Genomic DNA, 18,562 nt, shown 5'->3' on the forward strand with positions numbered 1-18,562 from the left:
AAATTCTCCCCTACCCACTGATCCTCGCAATTGCCGCCCCCTCCCCCCCCCCTCCCCCCCCCCTCCCCCCCCCCCCCCCCCCCCCCCCCCCCCCCCCCCCCCCCCCCCCCCCCCCCCCCCCCCCCCCCCCCCCCCCCCCCGCCGCCTCCGGAACCTGCCACCCGACGAGACCGCGGGACGAGACCGCGACGACATCCAGGGAAGTGACCATGAACGACATCGCCTTTCTCTTTCCCGGCCAAGGCTCCCAGCGGCCCGGCATGGGCCGGGACCTGGTGGCGCGCCACCCGGAACTGCTCGACAGGTACTACCGGCCCGCCGACGACCTGCTGGGCTTCGAGCTGTCGAAGCTCTGCTTCGAGGGCTCGGCCGAGGAGCTGCTGCCGACCGAGATCACCCAGCCCGCGGTGTTCCTCACCAGCCTCGCCGTCCTTGACGTGCTGCGCGGCCACGGCGTCACCCCGTCGGTCGCGGCGGGCCACAGCCTGGGCGAGTACACCGCGCTGGTCTGCGCCGGGGTGCTGGAGTGGACGGACGCCCTGCGGCTGGTACGCAGGCGGGGCGAGCTGATGGCGCGGGTCAACGAGCGTACGCCCGGTGCCATGGCCGCCGTGATCGGCCTGTCGGCCGCCCAGGTGGAGGACCTCTGCGCACGGACGCGGGAGCGCACCGGCGCCGTGGTGGAGATCGCCAACTACAACGATCCGGCGCAGCAGGTGGTCTCCGGGGAGCGGGACGCGGTACGCGAGGTCGCCTCGGCCGCCAAACCGCTCGGTGCCGAGCGGACCGTCACGCTGAACGTGGGGGCGCCCTTCCACTGCCGTCTGATGGCCGGGCTGGAGGAGGCGTTCACCGCCGAGCTGGACGCGGTCGACTTCCGGGACCCGAGGCTTCCGGTGGTGGCCAACGTGACGGCGTCCGCTGTGCGTACCGGCGCGGAGGCCCGGGACTGCCTGCGCCGTCAGCTCGCCGGGGCGGTCCGCTGGGAGGAGACGCTGCGCACCATCGCGGGCCTCGGTGTGACCACCTTCGTCGAGGCCGGCCCCGGGCGCGTACTGGGCGGCTTCTGCCGCAACACGCTTCCCGACGCGTCGTGTCACCCCGCCGGTGAGGCGCGGCGCATCGACCGGTTCCTCAATTCCCGGCGGGAGACGGTCGGTACGCCGGCCGAATGACAATCTCCGCAGTCGCAGAAGAAAGTCGCGTCCCGCGAACGGGCCTACTCATCGGTATTGCCGTTCGCGGGACTTTCACTTACGCTGCGTCTAGTTAAGCGGCGAACTATGTGATGGGGGTGCGGAAAAAGTGGAAGAGATCGACATGGAAGCCCTGACCAAGCTTGCCGATGCCGTCGGACAGCCTTCCCCCGCAGCGGTCGAGAAGGCCAAGGCACTCTTTCCGTTTATCGCCCAGGAATCCGAGCTGCGGGAAGCCGGGACGGACGACCGGGAACCGGTCGCGGTTTCGGAGTGCGGAAAGCCGGAATCACACGGCTGACCGGATGACACGCCGACCGGTCAACCGATCACATCGGCTGACCGGTTCGCACGGCTGCCCGGTCCCATGGACCGACCGGATCCCACGGACTGGCCGATTACACGGACTGCCCCATCACATGGACTGGCCGGATCCCACGGACCACCCGATGACACGGACTGCCCGACCCCACGGACTGCCCCATCACACGGACTGCCCGATTACACGGACTGGCCGATCACACGGCTGAGGAGCGCAGTCCGGCGCTGCTCTCCAGGGCGTAGGCCCGCAGTCCCATTTTCTTGATGGCCTCGAACAGCACCCTCGCCTGTTCCGAGCGGTCCGCCTCACGCTCCAGGGCCCGCTCCAGGTGCTTGAGGCAGCGGGCGCGGATCGGCCCGATGGAGCCGCGCGCCATTCCCAGCGTGGCGCTCACCTCGTCGTACGACATCGGCGGGTCGGCCACCAGCAGGCCCAGCAGCGCCTGGCACTTGGGCGACAGCGAGCAGAAGGCGTGCAGCACCTCGTCACGCCGCTCCTTCGCGAGCGCCGACTCCTCCGGCTGGTTCGCCGACGGCTCGGGCCGGTCGAACACCTCGGGGTCCTCGATCGGCGTGCTGCGGCCGCCCTTCTGGATGTGCTTGAGGCTCTCGCGGCGGGCCGCCACGGAGATCCAGTGGGCGAGCTTCTCCGGGTCCCGCAGTTGCCCCAGGTGCTGGATGACCCTGAGCCAGGTGACCTGGCTGACGTCCTCACAGTCCGCCGGGCCGAGCCGGTGGCCGCGCGCTATCGCCCATATCAGCGGGGTATAGCGGTCGACGATCCTGTTCCAGCTCTCCTGATTGCCGGCCAGGCACTCGTCGACAAGCCTATGCAAAGGTACAGCTTCCACGTACATCCCCCGATAGTTATGTGGAACGTGTGCTTCCTTGTTCTTCTCGCCTGCGGTGACTTCCCCGTTCTGTCACCTTTGATCGCAAGGCCCCCTGAGAAGCGCTTGACGGTGGCTCAATAACCACTGTCCTGACTGCTACAGGTGTTAACTATACGGTGCTGCTCCGGCGTTGTGTCAACGGCCGAAATGGCTCCTTACAACTACCTATGCCGGAAGCCCGGTTGCGCCGTCGCGCAACCGGGCCTCCGGCGGTTTCCCATTTCTAGAAGGCGGCCGCGCCTCCGGATTCCGCCGTGGCTCGGCTGTAGGGACACCCGGCGGCCGGTTCCGGTTCCACCGCGGGCACCGGGGGCGCCGGCGGTGGCGGAACCTCGCCACGGGCCGTCACCGGCCGCAGCGTCATCCTCATGCCGTACTTGGCCCGGAGGGAGATGTCCGGCTGCATCACCACCGGGTGACCGGGGACCATGTCGAGGTGGAAGCGCTGGAGGATCGACGCCACCACGATCGTCAGCTCCATGGTGGCGAAGGCCAGCCCCACGCAGTTGCGCGGCCCGGCGACGTACGGCACATAGGCGTACCGGGGCCGTCCGGCCGAGCGCTCGCGCGTGAACCGCTCCGGATCGAAGCCCTCCGGGTTGTCCCAGAAGGCCGGGTTGCGGTGGGTGATGTAGGTGCTCAGCAACAGGAAGGAGCCGGCCGGGATGTCGTAACCGCCGAGTACGTCGTCCTCCAGCGGCATGCGCGCCACCTGCCAGAGCGGCGGGTAGAGCCGCAGCGCCTCCTGGATGAACATCTTGAGGTACTTGAGCTGCGGCAGGTCCTCCTTGGCCGGTGGCCGGTCCCCCAGCACGGCGAGGACCTCCGCGCGGGCGCGTTCCGTCTCGGCGGGGTGGGTGGACAGCAGGTGGCAGATCCACGACAGGGTGGCCGCCACCGTCTCGTGCCCGGCGATGAACAGCGTCATCACCTGGTCGCGGAGCTGCTCGTCCGTCATCAGGTGACCGGTCTCCGGGTCCGGGGTACGCATCAGCGTGGACAGCAGGTCCTCGTCGTCCACCGCCTCCGCGCCCTCCGCCGGCCGCCGGCGGCGTTCGGCGATCAGCCGGTACACCGTGTCGTCCAGCAGCTCGCGCGCCTGCCGGAAGCGGCGGTTGCGCGGGGTCGGCACCCGTTCCGGGATGTCGGCGACGGCGATGAGCTTGCTGTTGAGGTGTTCGAGCTGGGCCCCCACCGCACGGCCCAGTTCGAGCGCGTCCCGGGACCAGTCGGCCCGGAACAGGCAGCGGGCCAGGATCTCCAGGGTGAGGCTCTGCATCTCGGTCCGGGCGTCGATCACCTCCCCGTACCGCGCGACCCGCTCCCACCGGTCCAGCATCCGCGCCGCGCTGTCCACCATGACGCCGGCGAACCGCTCCAGCGGCTCCTTGCGGAAGGTGGGCGCGACGGTGCGCCGCTGCGCCTGCCACACCTCGCCCTCCGTGGTGACCAGCCCCTGGCCGACCGAGACGCTCACCTTGCGGTTGAAGTCGTCGGGGTGGGGATAGTTGGCGAAGTTGTCCACCAGGATGTGCTTGAGGTGGTCGGGGTGGGTGACCAGGACCACCGGCACCGGGCCGCGGAACCGCACCAGGTCGCCGTGGTCCCGCCACGCCTCGACGAACGTCCGCAGCGGGTCGCGGCGGAAGTCGAGCGCCGAGCCCAGCAGGGGCAGCCCGCGCGGCCCCGGCGGCTGCCGCCTCGCGGCGGCGGGACGGCCCCGCATCACCGGGCTCCTTCCGCCGCGCCCCGGACGTGCTCCAGGCGCATCGGCATGCCCCCGCGCGGGTAGAGGAAGACGTTCGAGGTCGGCTCGCACACGTGCCCGCCGGCCAGCGTCAGCCGGTACGCCTGGAGGATCCTGGCGATCACCAGGGGGGCCTCCAGGACGGCCACCGAGGAGCCGGGGCACAGCCGGGGACCGCGCGAGAAGGGGACGTACGCGTAGAGCGGCGCGCCACCGGTGGCGCTCTTCTCGAACCGTTCGGGCCTGAAGCCCTCCGGGTTCTCCCAGAACTTCGGGTGACGGTGCATCAGGTAGGGGCTGATGAAGACCTGCGAGCCGGCCGGGATGTGGTAGCCGCCGATCTCGTCGTCCTCCAGCGGGCTGCGCGACATCGTCCACACGGACGGGTAGAGGCGCAGCACCTCGGAGTAGAAGGCCTTGAGGTAGCGCAGCTTGGGCAGGTCCGCCGCGGTCGGCTCCCGGTCCCCGCACACCTCGGCGATCTCCGCCCGGGCCCGGCGCTCGGACTCCGGGTGCCGGGACATCAGGGAGAACGCCCACACCAGGGACAGCGCGGTCGTCTCGTAGCCGCCGAGGAACATGGTGACGACCTCGTCCCGCAACTGCTTGTCGGACATCCGCTCGCCGGTCTGCTCGTCCTGGGCGTGCAGGAAGCGGGTCAGCAGGTCGTCGGGGGCGTCCTTGTCCCGGCGCCGCTCCTCGATGAGCCCGTACACGAAGGAGTCCAGGGTGTCCCGGGCCTTGAGGAAGCGGGTGCGGGCCCGGCTGGGCAGCGACTGCGGCAGCTCGACGAACCGCTGGAGGCGCACATTGGTGTACGCGTTGCAGATCCGCACGGCACGGGCCAGCTCACCCGCCCGGTCGCTCACGTCGGTGCTGAACAGCGTCCGCATCACGATGGTGAGCGCGAGCCGGAACATCTCGGGGGTGATGTCGAAGGTCTCCTCGCGGGTGGCCCTCGGGCGCCAGTCCCGTACGAGGTCGTTGGTCGCGTCGACCATCGCGGGTGCGAAGCCGGAGATCCGCGACCCCTTGAAGGCGGGCTGGGCGAGCCGGCGCTGGCGGAAGTGGAAGTCGCCGTTGCTGGTGAACAGACCCTGGCCGACCCAGGGTTCGAACTTGCCGACCGACAGCGGGTCCTTCGGGTAGTTGGACTGCCGGACGTCGAGGACGTGCTTGATGTGGTCGGGGTGGACGATCAGGAACAGGGTGCGCTTGCCGGGCAGGCGGAAGCGGACGATGTCGCCGTACTCGCGCCAGGCCCGGGTGAAGGTGCCGACCAGGTCGCGGACGAGGTCGGGGCCGCAGCCGACCACCGGATAGCCCTGTGGGCCCGGGGCCTGGCGGACGCGGCCGCTCATGGTGAGACTCATGGTGGTGCCTCGCTCTGCTGGTGGCCGGCCGTCAGCGGTTGCGGACTTTGTGCCTGGCGACGTGGAGGATGTTGCCGAAGGTGAGCTTGAGGATGGTGCCGGGCCCGCTGCCGGGCTCGGGCGCCATGCCGACCTGCTCGACCATGGAGGCGGTGCTCTCCTCGTGCCACAGCTCGGCGAACTTGCCGTCGCGTACGAGGTGGAAGTCCAGGCCCGTCATCGTCATCCGGCGGCCGGTGCCGGGAAAGCCGTACAGCTCCCCGCGGAAGGTGCCCGTGGCGGTCCACCGGTCGATCACCTTGTCTCCCATGACGACCACGTCGTCCAGGAAGAACCGCAGGTCGGGGAAGGCGTCGTGCATGAGCTGCACGGCGGCGCGGTGACCCGCCGGGCCCTGCGGGCAGCCCGGCAGCGGCATGTGGTCCACCCAGTCGGCGGCCAGCAGCTCGCGCTCGGTGGCGGCGTCGTTCTTGTCCCAGACGTCCTCGATGTAGCGGCGGGCCATCTCGTGGTACGTCTTGTCGAGCGAGCCGTCGACGTTGGCGTGTGCCCGGGTGTCGATGTGTGCGGGGCGCGACATCATCGGTCCTTTCGGTTGCGGTGTGGGTATCGGCGTGCGTGGTCGGTCACAGCTCCGGGCCCACGTCGGTGACCCCGGCGGCGCGCAGGATCTCCTGGGCGGTGTGGCTGCCGGAGACGATCACTCGGAGGGCGCTGGCCGCCTGCGCCCAGTGGCCGGACAGGTAGAGCCCCTCGATGGGGGTGCGGTAGGTCAGGCGCTTGCTGCCGGCCTGCGCGGGGGTGTTCTCCCAGCCGTACGCCGCGCCCCGGTGGTTGCCCGTGTAGCGCTCCAGCGTCAGGGGGGTCGCGCTGGAGACGAAGGTGAGCCCGTCCCTGAAGCCGGGGTAGAGCCGTTCGATCAGGTCGAGGTACTTCTCCTCCAGCTTGGGCTTCAGCTCCGCCCACGGCTCGGGCCCCTCGTAGGGAGCCAGTGCCGTGGAGGTGACCAGGTGCTCCCCGGGCGGGCCCAGGCTCGGGTCGAGGAGCGTCGGCACGACCACCACGGTGGCCGGGGCCTCGCCGCCGGAGAAGCCGGCGAAGGTCCGGTCGTGGTCGTGGCTGTCGTAGATGAAGGTCTCGTGCGCCCCGCCCGCCGCGGCGATGTCGAGGGTCGTCGCGGCGTACACCACGAACATCGACATGGAGCCCTTGAGCGAGCGGAGCCTGCGGTTGTACGCCTTCGGAAGGTGCTCCAGGCCCACCAGCTCCTGGAAGGTGTGCGTGGCGTCCGCGTTGGAGATGACGACCGGCGCCCGCAGTTCCTGGCCGCCGGCCAGCACCACGCCCTCGGTGCGGCCGTCGCGGACCAGGATGCGCTCCACCGGGGAGTTGGTGACGATCTTGCCGCCGTTGCGTTCGATCGCCGTGGTGAAGGCCGCGACCAGGTGCTGGAAGCCGCCCTTGCAGTGGTACAGCCCGTGCATCTGGGTGAACAGGAAGCGGGCGAACAGCTCGAAGGACAACTGCGAGGGCGGCAGCCCCATGTACGGCCACCCGGCGGTGCAGAACGCCTTGCAGCGCGGGTCCTTGATGTACCGGTCGAGCACCTCACCGAGGGTGGACATCCGGTGCCCGAACAGGGTGGGGAACCGTTCCACCGCTTCGCCGAGCTCCTTCGGCGAGAGCTGCACCGGCACCTGGTGGGCCTCGGCCAGGAACCGCTCGCACAGCCCGAAGAAGCCCCGGATGCCCTCCGCCTCGTGCGGGAAGAGCCGGACGTGCGACTCGATGAACGCCTCCGCGCCGAAGGGCGCGTCCAGGACGTCGTCGTCGATGACCACCCGGTACAGGGCGTCGGACTCGACGAAGTCGCACATCTCCCGGACGCCGAGGTAGCGCAGCAGGACGTCGATGGTGCCGCCCTCGGCCGCGCCCGGTACGACGTGGATGGCCGGGTCGTAGTAGCGGTCGCCGGCCCGGAAGGCGTGGGCGTACCCGCCGATCCCGGCGGCGCGCTCCGCGACGAGGACCCGCCGGCCGAACTTCGCCAGGTAGGCGGCCGCCGCCAGACCGCCGAGGCCGCTGCCGACGACGATGACGTCGAGGTCGGCGCCGGTGCCGGCGGGGACGTCGGTGGCGGTGTCGGCGGCGGTCGCGGTGCCGACGGCGGGGGCGTCGGTCGCGGTGTCGGCGGCGGTCGCGGTGCCGACGGCGGGGGCGTCGGTCGCGGTCGGGGTCGCGGTCGCGGTCGCCGGAGCTTCCGTCAGCGGTGCTTCCGTCGGCGCTTCCGTCGGCGGCTCTTCCGTCGGCTGGTGCGTCGGCATGGGCTCTCCAAGGGATCGAGGTGCGGTGGCTTCACTCTCAGAGATCCGCGGCCGGGGCTCCCGGATACAACTCGCCGCCGTTTCAGCGGAGTTGTTGCGCCTTCCGGTGGTTGCGGTCCAGCCAGGAGAGCCGGATCGCCGTCCGGATGGAGTGGGCGATCTGGCCGAGCGGTCCGGTGCCGGGCGGCGGCACGATGCCCATCTGCATGAGCATCCCGGCGTAGTCGCCCTCCTGCCGGTACTCGACCATCCGGCCCTGGTCGTCGTACGTCTCGACCATGATCTCCTCGATCCTCAGGTACCGCCCGGTGGGCGGGATGCCGAAGAGCGGGCCCACCTGATGTCCGTGGAAGGTCAGGCGGAGGACGGCACGGTTGCCCTCGATCAGGACGTCGTGCCATTCGACGTCGAGGTCGGGCTTGGCCGCCCGGACGAGGTTGATCGTGTCCATGAACGCCTGCCCGCCCTCGATGACCGGACGGCTGGGAAGGTGGGCCGTGAACCCCGGTGCGTACCACCGCAGGGCCCGGGAGTTGTCCTTGGACCAGGTCAGGTCGGCGACCATGCGGACGTGCTCTTCGGTCAGTTGGAACGTGGTTTCGTGGGTCGTCATCGGGCGTCCGCCTTCCTGCGCTGCTGGATCTTGGCCTTGGCCGCCAGTACGCCGAGCCGGCCGACGGTCTTGAAGGTGTGGGCCACCGAGCCGAGCGGCCCGGCGTCCTCGGGAGGGGCGATGCCCAACTGGCTGAACACGCCCAGGTAGTCCGCCTGCTGCCACAGCTCGGCGACCTTGTTCCCCTCGAACCGCAGGATGATCATTTCGGTGAGCCGGGTGGGGCGGCCGGTGGGCGGTATGCCCATCAGGTCGCCGAGGTGGGTGCCGGTGAGCTCGGCCCGCATGAACACCCGGTCGCCGTCCCGCACCTGGAGCAGGATGCGTTCCGCGAGGTCGGGCAGCGCCGTGCGGAGGCCGGCCGCCATCTCCTTGAAGTCGGCCGGGCCGTGCACGTCGGGCAGGCCGGGGAAGTGACCGACGAAGTGCGGTACGAAGTACTCGTCGATCGCGCCGAGGTCGGCCTGGTTCCAGACCCGGTCCGCGATGTGCGCGGCCAGGTCCTTCAGGTCGGTCGGGTCGTCGTGTGGCATGAGGTGGTTCCTCCACTGGATGGTTGGGTGGGGAGGGGTCAGTGCCCGCGGGCCGTCTCCACCGGACGCTTGTCACCGGCGGGGCCGGTCACCGCCGTACCGCCCGGGCCGGGCTGGGCCTTCGGGGTCCGCCGGGGCAGCACCAGGACCGCGGCGAGCGCGCCCAGCGCGGTGGCGCCGGCCGCGATGAGCATCGAGTCCGAGAGCCCCGCCATGAACGCGTCGTTGGCCGCGTCCAGCAGCCGTCGGCCGGGTTCGCCGCCGAGTCCGGCGGCCACGCCTCCGGCCGCGCCGACGGAGTCGCCCACGGCCGTCGCGGCCTCGGGGGGCAGGTGGCCCAGCGCGGGCAGCGCGTCGCGGTAGGAGTTGGCGAGGGCGCTGCCGATGACGGCGATGCCCAGCGCGCCGCCGACCTGCATGGCGGCGTCGGTCACCGAGGCGCCGGCACCGGCCTGTCCGGAGGGCGCGGCGGCGAGCATGGCGTCCGCGCTGGCCGGCATGGTCAGGCCCATGCCGATGCCGAACAGGGCGAGGCTCCATACGACCTGGGTGTCGGAGCCCGCGTCGGCACCGGCCGTGAGGGCGAGGGCGACGGTGAGCAGTACGAGCCCGGACGTCACGACGGCCTTCAGGCCCAGTCGTTCCACCAGTTTCGGGCTGAGCGGCGCGGCGATCATCATCGTGGCCGCGGCCAGCAGCCGTATGCCCGCGCTCAACGGTTCGTAGTCCAGGACGAACTGGAGGTACTGGGTGAGGACGAACAGCGATCCGAACATGCCGAAGGAGACGGCGGCGACGGCCATGGCGGAGCCGCTGAACCCGGCGTCGCCGAAGAGGGCCGGCGACAGCATGGGGTGCGGGGTGCGGCGCTCCCAGAGGACGAACCCGAGCATCAGCAGCGCGCCGACGCCGAGCGAGACGAGGGTGATCCGGTCGGTCCAGCCGTTGCGGGAGGCCTCGACCAGGCCGTAGACCAGCACGCCGAGGCCGGCGGCCGACAGCAGGGCGCCGAGCAGGTCCAGGCCCGGGTGGTTGCGGTTGCGCGACTCGGGGATCAGGAGGGCGGCGGCGACGAGGGCGACGACGACCACGGGGGCGTTGACCAGGAAGACCGATCCCCACCAGAAGTTGTCCAGCAGGAAGCCGCCGACGACCGGGCCGAGCGGCACGCCCAGCGCGGCGCTTCCGGCCCAGATGCCGATCGCCTTGGCCTGCTCCTCGGCCGGGAAGACGTCCTTGATGATGGCGAGCGTGGCGGGCATGATCATCGCCGCCCCGGCCCCCATCGCGGTGCGCATGGCGATGAGCATCGTGGAGTCGGTGGAGAAGGCGGCCGCCACCGAGAACACCAGGAACACCAGCATGCCCAGCACCAGCAGGAGCCGCCGTCCGAACCGGTCGGCCAGGCTGCCGCAGAGCAGGAGCAGACCGCCGAAGGTCAGGGTGTAGGAATCGACGATCCACTGCATCTGGGTGCCGGTCGACGCGAAGTCCTTCTGGATCATGGGCAGTGCCATGTTGAGGATCAGGTGGTCGAGACCGATCAAGAGCAGGCTCAGGCAGAGCGCGGCCAGGATCTGCCAGCGACGCGGATGGACGGTGTGTCGGTCCACGGTCTTCTCCTTGGGGTGGGTGGGGCACCGCTCCCGGAGGAGCGACAGGCCTGTCGTTCGTGCGGATCCGTCTGTCAGATCCGCGGGGAGGGGAGCTGGATACAGCGGCGCCTGTCCAGCGCGGCTCAGCGGCGCTTCCCGGCCGGCTGCCGGTCCGGCTCCGCTCAGCGGCGCTTCCCGGTCGGCCGCCTGTCCGGCGCGGTTCAGCGGCGCTTCCCGGCCGGCCGCCGGTCCGGCTCCGCTCAGCGGCGCTTCCCGGCCGGCTGCCGGTCCGGCTCCGCTCAGCGACGCTTCCCGGCCCGGCCGCCTGCCGGGGCCGCGCGTTCGGCGCGGCGGGCGACGGCGGCCAGCAGGTCGCGGCGCATCAGACTGCTGAAGGGTTCGATGACGCGCCAGTACGGCTTGAAGCGGCGCGCGGCGTACGGGTCGGTGGCGTACACCCGGGTCTCCGTGTGGAGCCGGCTGCCGGTGCCCTCGGGTTCGGCCCACACGGCGGAGACGCCCTTGACGTACCCGGGCCGGTCGAAGGCCAGGTACTCCTCGGGGCTCAGGCCCGGGATGACCGCCTTGACGAGGCTCAGCTTCCACGGCTGTCCGACGAAGCCCAGGACGAGTTCGCCGCCCGGCACGTTGTCCAGCACGATGAAGCCCAGCTTCGTCATGCCCCGGATCGTGTCGCTGTCCTTCTCGACGACCTCACGGCCGGTGTGGCCCAGCAGCAGGGACGGGAGGGTGCGCACCGCCATGAGCGGCCGCATCACCCAGGTGTCCCGGAACGTCACCTGCCGGGCGGCCGTGGCCACTTCGGCGACCGGTGCGGCCACCGCGCGCTGGTGATGGGTGCTCCAGTGGGCCTCCGGCAGCCAGTGGTCCAGCCGTGCCGTCATGAGCCGCCGCCCCTCGCGAGGCGCGCGGCGCGCGCCACCTGGTCCCTGTCCAGCATGGGTTTCCTCCTCCAACAGCGGGCTCATCGCTTACAGATCACTCGGCCGCCGGCCCGGATACAGCCGGGCCCACGGAAGGTCGTCCAGTTTTACGAGACTGGAGTTCCGGAACTACAGGCTCGTATACTGCCACCCATGCCGGACTCTGGACAACCACTGGGCCGCCCCAGGGACAGCCACATCGACCACGCGGTGCTCACCGCCGCCCGCGAGCTCCTCGCCGAGGTCGGGTACGCCCGTGTGACCATGGACGCGACCGCCGCCCGCGCGGGAGTGGGCAAGGCGGCCATCTACCGCCGGTTCGGCTCCAAGGCGGAGCTGCTGTTCGCCGCCGCGGTGCACGACATGGGCATCGAGCCGCCCCCGGACACCGGCTCCCTGCGCGGCGACCTGCACGCGCTGGCGCGCCTCATCCACGAGCGGCTGGGCAACCCCCTGGCGCGCCAGGTGACCCCGGCCCTGATGGCGGAAATGGTGCGCTCGCCCGAGCTGACCGCCCGGCTCCAGCAGACCTTCGTCGCCCAGCAGCGCGCCGACTTCGCGGCGCTCCTGGACCGGGCGGAGAAGCGGGGCGAGCTGCCCCGGCCCCTGGACCCCTCGCTGGCGCACCTGCTGCTGAGCGGCCCGGTGTTCATGGCGCTGTTCGCCTTCCACCACCCGGTGGACGACGTACTGCTGGACGACATCGCCTCGGTGATCGCGGCCGGGCTCATCGCCCGGGCCACCGCCCCGACGGGCGGTTCCGGTCCCCTCCCCCGCCCGATGTGACACCTGTTAAGTTCATCGGAGATACATAACGGAGCTGTGCGCACACCGTCCGGAACGGGACACGGAGCTACGAAGGACGCACCTAGGCATGGGCGAAAGGAAGGGAACCGCACCGGGGCTCTCACGGCGGGAGCAGCAGCGTCGCGCGACCATCGACGAGATCAAGCAGGTGGCGCGCGGACTGCTGGTCGACGAAGGCATCGGCAGCGTCACCATCCGCGCGATCTCGCGGCGGATGGGGATGACCGCTCCGGCGGTCTACCGCTACTTCACCAGCCACGAGGAACTGCTGCGCACGCTCAGGGCCGACATCTTCATCGAGGTGGCCGGGTACCTGGAGGCGTCCTGCGACACCCTGCCCGAGGACGACGCGCCGGGCCGCCTGATCGCCGCCGCACGGGCGCTTCGCCGCTGGGGCCTGGAGCACAAACGGGAGTTCGGGCTCCTCCTCGGCCCCAGCGCCCCGGGGGCCATCATGGGCGGGGAGTCGGACCTGGAGCAGGACGCCGGCTGGGTGTTCGGCGTGCTCTTCGCGGACCTGATGGCGAAGCTCTGGCGCTCCCGCCCCTTCCCCGTCTCGCCGCCCGGCTCCCTGCATCCCCGCCTGGCCGACCAGCTCGACCGCCTCCGCGCCCACCGGGACATGGACCTCCCGATCGAGGCCATCGCCGTGATGCTGCGGTGCTGGGTACGGCTGTACGGGCTGGTCTGCATGGAGGTGCTGGGCCACCTCGACTTCGCGCTGGACGACGGCGGCCCCTTCTTCGAACGCGAACTCGCCGACACGTGCGAGACGCTGGGCGTCGGCCACTACTACACGGCGGTGGCCGAGGGCCCCGCCCGGTGCGGGAAGTAGCCGACGGGGCCCGCCTTCACACGGTCTCGCCGGGCACGGACAGGTACGTCTCGCGCAGCGCGCCCAGCGCCGGGTGCTCGGCCGGCAGGTCCGTGTCGTCGATGGCGGCCAGGGCGCGGACGCCGATGCCGGTGTTCGTGGCGAAGGCGGCCGCCATGCCCTTCGCCTGGGCCAGGGTGACGGTCGCGGTCCGGTGCGCGGCGCCCGCGTGCTGCCGGCCGTGCTGTTGGAGCAGCGCCATCGTCACGCCGGGCAGCACGGGAGCCCGCGGCCACACCACGGTCCCGTCACCGTCGATGAAGCCCACGTTCCAGGTGGTGCCCTCGCTCACGAGACCGTCACGGCCGACGAACAACGCGTCGTCGAATCCGGCGAGCTGGGCTGTACGGCGGGCGTGCACGGCGCCGAAGAGGCCGACGTGCTTGACGTGGGGCAGATCGCGTTCGTACGGCACGCTCCGGGCGCGCAGCGGCGGCGGAGGCATCGCGCCGGCCTCCCGCACGGTGACCAGGACGCCGGGATGCCCGCCACCGGCAGGCCGGCCGAGCTCGAAGGCGGGGTCGTAGACCGTCACGCGGACGACGCATGGCCCGGCGCGCCCGTCCAGGGCCGCGCGGACGTGCTCGCGGACGCGGCCGGTGTCCAGCTCCGCGCCCCACACGATCGCGCAGTCCCGTACGAGGCGCTCCAGGTGCAGCGTGAGGCCGCGAACCGTGCCGTCCGCCTCGACGCGCATGGACGTGAAGTGCCCCAGGTTGGTCAGCGCCAAGGGGAGCAGGTCGTCGGCGGTCACGGGCCTCTTCTCGAACGTGGCCATGCCGCCCAGCATGTCAGGCGGGGGGCGGTTCCCTCAGGTTCCCACGACGAGCGGGGCGAGGCGGCGGACGGCGTCGTCGACGTCCGCCGCCGAGGGCGCCGCCACATAGCTGATCCGGATGTGCGGCGTACTGCTGTCACTGACGTAGTAGTTGCCACCCGGCGTGAGAGCGACCCCGTTCGCCAGTGCGGCGGCGGCGAGTTCCGCCTCCCCCAGGTGGTGCGGCAGCGATACCCAGAGGTGGTAGCCGCCGCGCGGCCGGACGGCCAGGGCGTGCGGGCCGAACGTCGCGGACACCGCGTCGATCGCGACCTTCCTGCGGTGCTCCAGGGCGGAGCCGAGGGCGGCGAGGGCACGCTTCCACCCCGGCGCGGTCAGCACCTCCAGCGCCGTGTGCTGCAACGGCGCGGGGACGAACATGGTGTCGATGAGGTGCGCCGAGCGCAGTCTCGCCATGACCGGACCGTGCGCCGCCAGTGCGCCGACCCGGAGGTTCGACGATGTCACCTTGGTGAGCGACCGGATGTGGATCACGGTGCCGTCCGGGTCGTCCGCGATCATCGGCGGCGGCGTAGGTCCGGCGTCCGCGTGCCCCATGTGCCGGGCGAAGTCGTCCTCGACGACGAAGGCCCCGTGCTGCCGGGCGATGGTGACGATCTCGTGCTGCCGGGCCGCCGAAAGGCTCGCTCCGGTGGGGTTCTGGAACAGCGGCTGCACGATGACGACGCGCGCGCCGGTGCGCGTGAGCGCCTCGTCCAGGTGGTCGGTGCGGAGGCCCTCGGCGTCGAGCGGTACCGGGATGGGCCGCAGCCCCGCGGCGTGAGCGGCCGCGATCGTCCCCGGGTACGTCGGCGACTCGACGACCACGGGGGCGCCCGGCTGGCCGAGGGCGCGCAGCACGGTCGCCAGGGCGCTCTGGCCCGCACCGCAGACGAGGATGTCGTCCCTGCTGAGGCCGCCCCCGATGTCGGCCGCGAACCAGTCGCGCAGCTCCGGCACTCCGCCGACCGGAGGACGGTCCCACGTCGCCGGGCGCCGGGCGGCGCGGGACAGGGCGGTCCCGAGCATGGTGAGGGGTTGCAGAGTGGGGTGGAGGTAGCCGCCGTTGAGGTCGACGACGTCCGGTCCCAGCGTCGAGAGCGTTCCGAGGAGCCCGGACGCCTTGAAGCCACGCTGAGCGCCGGGCGGCGATCCGATGCCGTTCGCCGGCTGGAGGGCAGCCTCCTGCCACGACGTGTCGCCGGAGCGGGGCACGGTGCGCGTCTCGGCGCGGTAGGTGCCGGAGCCGGGCCGGGAGGTGACCACTCCCCACTGGGTGAGGAGGGCCAGCGCCTGGGAGACGGTGGTGGCGCTCACGCCGAAGCGGCGCACGAGTTCGCGGTGCGTCGCCAGCCGCGTCCCGGCGGGCACGTGCTCCAGCTCACGTGCCAGTGTGCTGGCCACCTTGTGCGAACTGCTACTGTGGTTCATGAGTATAGATCGTAGCGCTATCGTCCCCGAGCGAGTATCGCCACTGCAGAACGGCACGGTGCTCGCCGCCCTCGGTGTCGTGTGTTTCTCCTTCAGCTTCCCGGGCACCGTATGGGCACTTGACGGCTTCGGCCCCTGGAGCGCCACGGGCGTCCGCGGCGTCCTGGCCGCCGTCATCGCGCTCTCCGCGCTCGTCTCGACCCGCGCACCGCTCCCGGCTCGTGCCGACTGGCCGGCCCTCGCGGTCGTCGCGGGCGGCTGCGGGCTCGGCTTCCCGCTGCTCAGCACCCTCGCGCTCCAGACGTCGTCCACGGCGCACTCGGCGGTCGTCATCGGCTTGTTGCCGGTGGCCACGGCGACGGTCTCCGCGCTCCTCACCCGCCGCCGCCCCTCGAAGGTGTTCTGGGCCGCGGCCGGGGCGGGCGCGGCCACCATCGTCGCGTTCACCCTCATGCAGAGCCACGGGCGGCCGACGGCCGGGGATCTCTACCTCTTCGCCGCGCTGCTGGTGTGCTCGGCCGGCTATGCCGTGGGCGGGCGGCTCTCGGCCCACATGCCGGGCTGGCGCGTCATCGCCTGGGGTGTCGTGCTCGCCGCTCCCGTGAACCTCGTGGTCTGCGCGATTGCGCTACCCCAGGAGCCGGTGCACCTGACGGTGAAGGCCGTCGTCGGCATGGCGTACATCGCCGGCGTCTCGCAGTTCGGCGGGTTCGTCGTCTGGTACCAGGGAATGAGCCTGATCGGTGTGCCGAAGGCAAGCCAACTCCAGCTCGCGCAGCCCCTTCTGACGCTGATGTGGGCGGTGCTCCTGCTCGGTGAGCACCTCACTGCCGCCGCTCCTGTCGCCGCCGTCATCGTGCTCGCGTGCATCGTCGTCACACAGCGGGCCAGGGCCTCGTGACCCGGACGCGCCACGCCCTCGGGCACCTCCCCGCACCACCGCCCGCCCTCACGGCCTCCCGCCGGGCGACCCTCCCGTCTTGCGGCGACCGGCCGATCCCGGGGCGTTGAACTGCGCGGCGAGCAGGGCGGCCAGGGCGAGGACGAACCCGAGGGTCTGCACCAGGCTCAGCGACTCGCCCAGCCCGATGCCGACGACGGTCGCGACCAGGGGGGACAGCAGCACCAGTGGTGCGGACGCGCCCACCGGCAGCCTTCCGATCCCCCGGAACCAGAGCGTGTACGCGATGAGCCCGCCCATGCTGCCGAGCCACAGGTAGCCGCCGACGGCCCCGGCGTCGATCCGCTGCGGTATCCCCTCGACCACGAGCGTGATCGGGAGCAGCAGCAGGCCGCCGACCGCCAGTTGCCAGCCGGCCAGGGTCAGCGGACCGACGCCCTCGGGACGCCCCCATCGCTTGGTGAGGACGACCCCGGTGGCCATGGCGGCCGTACCGCCGAGCCCGGCGAGCACGCCGACGAGGTCCAGCCGGGCCTCGGGCCCGAGCACGACGAGTCCGACACCGGCCACGCCGACCACGCTCCACACCCATCGCCAGGCCGTCGGCCGGTCGTTGACCACCGCGATCGCCAACCCCGCGACGAGCAGCGGCTGCGCGGCGCCGAGGGTGGCGGCGACCCCGCCGGGGAGCCGTTCGGCCGCCACGAACAACAGCGGGAAGAACGCTGCGATGTTCAGCACGCCGAGGAGCGCGGCCTTCCACCACCAGTCCCCGCGCGGAAGTACGCGGGTGATCGCCAGCGCGAGCAGCCCGGCGGGTAAGGCGCGCATCAGCCCGGCGAACAACGGATGCCCGGGCGGCAGGAGTTCCGTGGTCACGGCGTACGTGGTGCCCCAGGACGCGGGGGCGAGCGCGGTCAGTGCGACGGTGGCCGCCTGCCGCGCGTGCGGGGTGCGCAGCGGGCTCGGGGACGGTTCGGTCAGGGTCTGCATGGGAGGAAGTCTCGGCCGGGACCCACCATGTATCCAAAGCATGCTTGTCATCCCAGCCATGAACCAGAACGATGATGCTGTGGATCTCCAGCAGATGCGGTACGTCGTCGCCCTCGCCGAAACCCGCAACTTCACGCGCGCGGCGGAGCGCTGCTCCGTGGTGCAGTCCTCACTCAGCCACCGGATCGCCGGCCTGGAACGGGAGCTCGGGGTCAAGCTGTTCGCCCGTTCCAGCCGCCGGGTCGAACTGACCAGCGCGGGCGAGGCGTTCCTGGCCGGAGCCCGCGACTGCCTGGCCGCCGCCGACCGCGCGGCCGCCGACGCCGCCGCCGCGGCCGGCGTGGTGCGCGGCCGGCTCGCCGTCGGCGTGATCGTGACCACGGCGGCCGTCGACGTACCCGAACTGCTTCAGCGGTACCGCGCCCTGCACCCGGACGTCCGCGTCCTCCTCCGTGCCGCGGGCAGCGACGAACTGGCGGCCGCGATCCGCGACGGCGAACTGGACGTCGCCTTCCTCGGCCTCCCCGAGGGCGAACGCCCGTCCGGTGTGGAAACCCTCGTCCTCGATCGCGACGAGCACGTACTGGTCGTCCCCGCCGGCCACCGCCTCGCGGGCGCCTCCCGTGTCACGCTGGAGCAGGTCGCCGACGAGACGTTCGTCGACTTCGTGAGCGGCACCCCCGCCCGCGCCCAGTCCGACCGGGCGTTCACCGCCGCCGGCCTGACCCGCGACGTCGCCTACGAAGCCGGCGTCGCGGAGCTGATCACCCGTCTGATCGCCCGCGGACTCGGCATCGCCCTGCTGCCCTCGGCCTTCATCGTCCCGCTGGCCGGGAACCACCCGGAACTGTCCCTGGTCCCCGTGGCCAACGGACCGCGCCGCATCGAGTACCTGGCCTGGAGCCGCTTCAACCCGAGCCCGGCCGCCCGGGCACTGCTCACGGTCCTGGGGGTCAGGCCGCCGTCCGCCAACGGGAACCTCAGCGACCCGCCCATGTGACCTCGCGGGCCGGCCGACGCCGAGGCACCGCACCAGCCGCGTCATGGAGTGCGACATCTTCGAGGGCACCGAGTCCGGCTCCGGGATGGTGACCGGCCGCTGACGGCCGTTCTGGATCGCCGCTATCCGCCGGCCCGCCGGCGTACGGATGAGCAGGAGTGACGACTCCTGGTCGGCGGGTCCCCGGGCGCCGGAGGAAA

At 71.7% G+C, this 18,562-nt stretch carries 18 protein-coding genes; 6 read left to right on the forward strand and 12 right to left on the reverse strand.

Annotated elements, in window-relative coordinates; genetic code table 11:
- The first annotated feature begins 209 nt into the window (after window positions 1–209).
- Both fabD and ACZ46W_RS05600 read left to right on the forward strand, forming a co-directional pair.
- Entirely contained in the window at window positions 210–1,175 is a 966-nt protein-coding gene (fabD, locus tag ACZ46W_RS05595; protein ID WP_468331733.1) for an ACP S-malonyltransferase, read from the forward strand.
- A gap of 130 nt (window positions 1,176–1,305) precedes the next feature.
- Window positions 1,306–1,497 carry a hypothetical protein gene (locus tag ACZ46W_RS05600; RefSeq protein ID WP_468331736.1) on the forward strand — a complete coding sequence of 64 codons (192 nt, stop codon included), beginning with the start codon at window positions 1,306–1,308 and terminating at the stop codon, window positions 1,495–1,497.
- A gap of 217 nt (window positions 1,498–1,714) precedes the next feature.
- Here ACZ46W_RS05600 and ACZ46W_RS05605 read toward each other — a convergent pair whose 3' ends face one another.
- From ACZ46W_RS05605 to ACZ46W_RS05645, 9 genes are all read right to left on the reverse strand, one after another.
- Window positions 1,715–2,353: an RNA polymerase sigma factor gene (locus ACZ46W_RS05605; protein WP_366129782.1), complete on the reverse strand. Its 639-nt coding sequence runs from the start codon at window positions 2,351–2,353 to the stop codon at window positions 1,715–1,717.
- Between the two features lie 280 nt (window positions 2,354–2,633).
- Window positions 2,634–4,136 (reverse strand): cytochrome P450, encoded by a 1,503-nt coding sequence (locus ACZ46W_RS05610; protein WP_468331741.1) that lies wholly within the window; start codon window positions 4,134–4,136, stop codon window positions 2,634–2,636.
- Window positions 4,136–5,530, reverse strand: coding sequence for a cytochrome P450 (locus tag ACZ46W_RS05615; RefSeq protein ID WP_468331744.1), 1,395 nt, complete (start codon window positions 5,528–5,530; stop codon window positions 4,136–4,138). Before ACZ46W_RS05615 ends, ACZ46W_RS05610 begins: the two co-directional genes overlap by 1 nt.
- A gap of 31 nt (window positions 5,531–5,561) precedes the next feature.
- Window positions 5,562–6,110 carry an ester cyclase gene (locus tag ACZ46W_RS05620; RefSeq protein ID WP_468331747.1) on the reverse strand — a complete coding sequence of 183 codons (549 nt, stop codon included), beginning with the start codon at window positions 6,108–6,110 and terminating at the stop codon, window positions 5,562–5,564.
- 46 nt (window positions 6,111–6,156) lie between these two features.
- Complete coding sequence (locus ACZ46W_RS05625; protein ID WP_468331750.1) at window positions 6,157–7,854, reverse strand: phytoene desaturase family protein; 1,698 nt, start codon at window positions 7,852–7,854, stop codon at window positions 6,157–6,159.
- Window positions 7,855–7,936: 82 nt separating this feature from the next.
- The gene (locus ACZ46W_RS05630; RefSeq protein ID WP_468331753.1) at window positions 7,937–8,467 is read right to left on the reverse strand and encodes an ester cyclase; all 531 of its coding nucleotides are present in this window, start codon (window positions 8,465–8,467) and stop codon (window positions 7,937–7,939) included.
- Entirely contained in the window at window positions 8,464–9,000 is a 537-nt protein-coding gene (locus ACZ46W_RS05635; protein ID WP_366129776.1) for an ester cyclase, read from the reverse strand. Before ACZ46W_RS05635 ends, ACZ46W_RS05630 begins: the two co-directional genes overlap by 4 nt.
- A gap of 38 nt (window positions 9,001–9,038) precedes the next feature.
- On the reverse strand, window positions 9,039–10,613 hold the full coding sequence (locus ACZ46W_RS05640; protein WP_468331757.1) for an MFS transporter: 1,575 nt from the start codon (window positions 10,611–10,613) through the stop codon (window positions 9,039–9,041).
- A 281-nt stretch (window positions 10,614–10,894) separates the two neighbouring features.
- A complete protein-coding gene (locus tag ACZ46W_RS05645) occupies window positions 10,895–11,500 on the reverse strand; it encodes a hypothetical protein (RefSeq protein WP_468331760.1) in 606 nt (201 codons plus the stop codon).
- 192 nt (window positions 11,501–11,692) lie between these two features.
- Here ACZ46W_RS05645 and ACZ46W_RS05650 point away from each other — a divergent pair, with 192 nt between their 5' ends.
- Together ACZ46W_RS05650 and ACZ46W_RS05655 are read left to right on the forward strand one after the other, a co-directional pair.
- A complete protein-coding gene (locus ACZ46W_RS05650; RefSeq protein ID WP_468331763.1) occupies window positions 11,693–12,325 on the forward strand; it encodes a TetR/AcrR family transcriptional regulator in 633 nt (210 codons plus the stop codon).
- 88 nt (window positions 12,326–12,413) lie between these two features.
- A complete protein-coding gene (locus ACZ46W_RS05655) occupies window positions 12,414–13,181 on the forward strand; it encodes a TetR/AcrR family transcriptional regulator (RefSeq protein ID WP_468331766.1) in 768 nt (255 codons plus the stop codon).
- A gap of 16 nt (window positions 13,182–13,197) precedes the next feature.
- Here the strand turns inward: ACZ46W_RS05655 and ACZ46W_RS05660 are convergent, their stop codons facing one another.
- Together ACZ46W_RS05660 and ACZ46W_RS05665 are read right to left on the reverse strand one after the other, a co-directional pair.
- Window positions 13,198–13,998, reverse strand: a complete 801-nt coding sequence (locus ACZ46W_RS05660) for an aminotransferase class IV family protein (protein ID WP_468331768.1) — start codon at window positions 13,996–13,998, stop codon at window positions 13,198–13,200.
- Window positions 13,999–14,031: 33 nt separating this feature from the next.
- Window positions 14,032–15,468, reverse strand: a complete 1,437-nt coding sequence (locus ACZ46W_RS05665) for an aminotransferase-like domain-containing protein (protein ID WP_468331771.1) — start codon at window positions 15,466–15,468, stop codon at window positions 14,032–14,034.
- Here ACZ46W_RS05665 and ACZ46W_RS05670 point away from each other — a divergent pair.
- The gene (locus ACZ46W_RS05670; RefSeq protein ID WP_468331774.1) at window positions 15,467–16,369 is read left to right on the forward strand and encodes a DMT family transporter; all 903 of its coding nucleotides are present in this window, start codon (window positions 15,467–15,469) and stop codon (window positions 16,367–16,369) included. The genes ACZ46W_RS05665 and ACZ46W_RS05670 overlap by 2 nt on opposite strands.
- A gap of 48 nt (window positions 16,370–16,417) precedes the next feature.
- On the opposite strand, the gene ACZ46W_RS05675 is transcribed toward ACZ46W_RS05670, so the two are convergent.
- The gene (locus tag ACZ46W_RS05675) at window positions 16,418–17,362 is read right to left on the reverse strand and encodes an EamA family transporter (RefSeq protein ID WP_468331777.1); all 945 of its coding nucleotides are present in this window, start codon (window positions 17,360–17,362) and stop codon (window positions 16,418–16,420) included.
- 79 nt (window positions 17,363–17,441) lie between these two features.
- On the opposite strand from ACZ46W_RS05675, the gene ACZ46W_RS05680 reads away from it, so the two are divergent.
- A complete protein-coding gene (locus ACZ46W_RS05680) occupies window positions 17,442–18,362 on the forward strand; it encodes a LysR family transcriptional regulator (RefSeq protein WP_468332470.1) in 921 nt (306 codons plus the stop codon).
- The last annotated feature ends 200 nt before the right edge of the window (window positions 18,363–18,562 follow it).

The organism is Streptomyces sp. NPDC031064 (genome assembly GCF_055570965.1).